2 protein-coding genes and 1 pseudogene are annotated in these 3,286 nt (G+C 60.5%); all 3 read left to right on the top strand.

Annotated elements, in window-relative coordinates:
• Positions 1–479: pseudogene (locus RT97_RS27815) on the top strand (hypothetical protein); the annotation flags it as partial.
• Positions 476–2,083 carry a hypothetical protein gene (locus RT97_RS27810; protein WP_042582094.1) on the top strand — a complete coding sequence of 536 codons (1,608 nt, stop codon included), beginning with the start codon at positions 476–478 and terminating at the stop codon, positions 2,081–2,083. The pseudogene RT97_RS27815 and the gene RT97_RS27810, both read left to right, overlap by 4 nt.
• A 50-nt stretch (positions 2,084–2,133) precedes the next feature.
• Positions 2,134–3,186 (top strand): PoNe immunity protein domain-containing protein, encoded by a 1,053-nt coding sequence (locus RT97_RS27805; protein WP_052810776.1) that lies wholly within the window; start codon positions 2,134–2,136, stop codon positions 3,184–3,186.
• Positions 3,187–3,286: the final 100 nt, after the last annotated feature.

Below are 3,286 nucleotides of genomic sequence, written 5' to 3'. Positions count from 1 at the left end.
TCAAGGGCGGGCAGACGAGCATCGAGCTGGATGGGATGAACATCACGTTGAAGATGCCGGGGCTCTTGGATGTGAAGGGGGCGAGCAAGAGTTTCGTGGGGCCTGGAGGCGCACCGGCGGAACTGCCGAATCTGCCCGTTGGAACGCTCACGGAGCCGTCACCAGACCTCGAGCTGCACTACACCTACGACGATCTCACGCCGGTCGTGCAGGCCACCTACAAGGTGACCTTCGACAGCGGCGCCGTGCTGCAAGGTACGCTGGACCAGGACGGCTACAAGTTGCTGCGCGGCGTGCCCAACGGCAGCTACCGTGTCGAGTACGGCGAGGATGCGCGCGATTGGAAGGCGCCTCCGCTGGCCAAGGACGACGCCGAGTTCCAGAAGAAAGATGTAAAGGCTCAGGGCGTAGCCTTGATTGAGAAAGCATTGGCCACGGAGCCGCCGCTTGATGGCTCGACAGCAGGAGATTTTGAATGAGCGGGACGCGTAGTGAAGTCGAGCGTTTCTTTCGCACCTTGCTGCTGGGGGACTTCGAGGAAGACCAGCACTTCGGCGCGCAGATCGTGGGTGGGCTGATCTCCCTGATTCCCATACTCGATCAGGTGATGGATGCGCGCGACATCACCGGCACGCTGTTCAAGATCAATCAGCGAGGCGGCTTCGACAAGGCCAGCGCGGATCAATTGGTCAACCTGGGTTTTGCCGCATTCGGTGCCATCCCGGAGGTGGGCAGCGCTTTCAAAACCGTATTCAAGCCTTTGTGGAAAGAGCGTCGCGCAGTCAAGGGCGCAGTCCACAGCGGCCTGCAGGCCGTCGAAGGGCTTCTGGGGCTGGGCAAGGGCGGCGCCATCAAATGGATACGTCACGAACTCTTGGGTAAATGGGTTGCGCGCAGCAATGCGGCGATCCAACAGGTCGACGTTGCCATGGCTTCCTGCATCGAGTTGCTGGAGTTCGTTTCTACGGCGACCGGCTGGAAGGACTGGCTCATTCCCGATCCGGTGCAAAGACTGGCCAAGGAGCTCCTGCCGGGCCTGAAGCAGATGCGTGGCCAGATTCGGGCCCCACTGCAGCGCGCCAGCAAGGAGATACGCGAGTTTCTGGAAGACCTGCTGGGCGAGCAGGCCGCGGCCATCGTCATGGCTGCGGGAGAGCGCGCAGTGGCTGCATCTGCTACGCCGGGTACGCGGCCCAAGACGGGGCATAACGCGGCGGAACTTCGCCCCCAGGGCAGGGTGTCGGCGCGTCAGACGGAAAAGAAGGTCGGCGGGCGCACCGAGACCGATACCAAGAGGGGGGGCGGGCCGCTTCATGTGGCGACGCAGCTCACGCGCAAGGCGTTCTCCAGTCTGGCCAATCAGGAAAAGGGTCTGGTGGGCGAGCACATGGTCGACTATTACGAACTCGAGCGCTTGGGCGGTACCTGGCCGCACGACAAGCCCAAGGGCAGTTGGAAACCCGAGACCGTCAGAAAGCTCAACGTGGACAAGCGGCCGGTGAATCTGAGCCTGAGCGACCTACCCAAAGTGAACCAGTCAGGGATAGATGCAGTGTGGCAGCACGGCGGCAGCTACACGGTGACCGAAGCCAAGGCCCGCGAGAGCATCTTTGCGATCAAGGCGAATGTGGACAAGAGAGGCAGCGCCACAGTCAAGAGCATGAGTGAAGATCAGCAGTTGTTGTACTACCTGTTGAGCGACAGCAGCGATAAGCGCGGAGTGCAGTTCAGGACGGTGCAGATGTCGGAGGACTGGGTGCGAGATCGAGCGACACGCGAGGGCCTTCCCGCTGCAGCAAACGCGGCACTCCGAACACCACGCAATCGCAGGGTTGTGCTCGTCACTTTTGAATCGGACGGTGCCCTCGCCCACGGACAAGCGCTGACCGACATCCACATGGGCAAACCGGAGGCCGCGGTTCACCCGCATCCGGAACATGGCATCACGAAACAGTGGGAGGCGGCTGCCATTGATGCGGTCGTGAGGGCACGTGAACGCGCCCGCGCGGTCAAGAACGCCAAGCAATCGTCCGAAGCGCCCACAGGCAACAAGCCGACGAAGGCAAACAAGCCCAGCAAATAAATCCGGGAAGCGGCGATGCGCCGCCCCATTACACAAAACACAAACAAACCATGACTGCTGACGAATTTCGCGCCAAGCGCAGGCAGAAGTTTCTGCCCGAAACATATTTCTCGCTGAACATCAACTTCCTCGCAATGCTGACGAATGCCTCGCTTGCAGGTATCAAGGAAACGGGCGTTATCTCCGCGGGGGGGGCGAATGGGCAACGCAGTATTTTTCAAGACAAGCTCAACCTCCTCAAACTCCACTACACAGCCGGTTGGCCCATCGATCAACTCGCTCCCCTCTATGCCGATGCAATCAAAGCCCTGGGGGAGTGGCATGCCGCGTATCGGGTCTATATCAAGGTGCTAGCGGAAGAGTCCGGTGACGACTTGCGCGACGACGGCACGCCGTTGGACTTTGAAAACTTGCTCGACTATCAACTTGCCCTCGATGTGGTGAGTCTGGGCGTATTGCTTGGCGATGGCGATGCATTGCGCCAATGTGCCCTCTGGTTGCGACAAGAGCGCGGTACCGATTTGCTGTTCGAGTCTCTGCTGGCACCCGCAGTACCCGATCCGCGCGACAACACGGATTTCTATCACCTCGCGCCCTACGATCCGCTGATCGACGCTTTCTACACCGTCGAAACACCCAAAGAGGCCAGCGCCAAGGTCAAGGAGTATCTGGAGGGCTGGTACAAGAGCTTCGAGGGCGCCCCTTGGCACAACGGGCACCTGCATGCAGTCGAAGGCGAGTACATGCCCTACTACGGCTATTGGTCCTTCGAAGCGGCCGCCGTCTGCGTGATCAACGGCATCGACGACAGCACTTTCCGCAATCATCTTCTGTACCCAAAGGATCTTGCGGACTGGGCGAGGGCCAGTCATTCGCTGGAAAATCTCAAGCTCGGCGCATCGAAAGCGCAGGGCATCGGTTCGCGTTCAACCCGTATACCAGGCGGCGAACCCTGTCCTCAAGCGGGCTGGTGGCTCACTCCGGCCAAGGTGGGCAGCCGACGTTACTTCAAAGCCGGTGAGGTCATGCCCGTCATCGATGGCAGCAGTTACGGCTCGACATTCTGGCAATGGGACGTTGATCAGACTGCACCGAAGCTCTAAAGAACTGGACAGCCCCACGGCTACAAGCGATGGCCGGGCCGAACTGGGGCGCGCACCATCTGCCGCGCGTCGGCTCAGAGGTGCTGGTGTCGTTCATCGA

Source organism: Variovorax paradoxus, from assembly GCF_000834655.1.
Classification (GTDB): domain Bacteria; phylum Pseudomonadota; class Gammaproteobacteria; order Burkholderiales; family Burkholderiaceae_C; genus Variovorax; species Variovorax paradoxus_F.
The sequence above is the reverse complement of the archived record's forward strand: the minus strand, read 5'-3'. Positions and strand labels throughout refer to the sequence as shown.

Excerpts from the sequence above, each read along its gene's own strand:
- RT97_RS27810 (WP_042582094.1), top strand. The coding sequence starts at position 476 with ATGAGCGGGACGCGTAGTGAAGTCGAGCGTTTCTTTCGCACCTTGCTG.
- RT97_RS27805 (WP_052810776.1), top strand. The coding sequence starts at position 2,134 with ATGACTGCTGACGAATTTCGCGCCAAGCGCAGGCAGAAGTTTCTGCCC.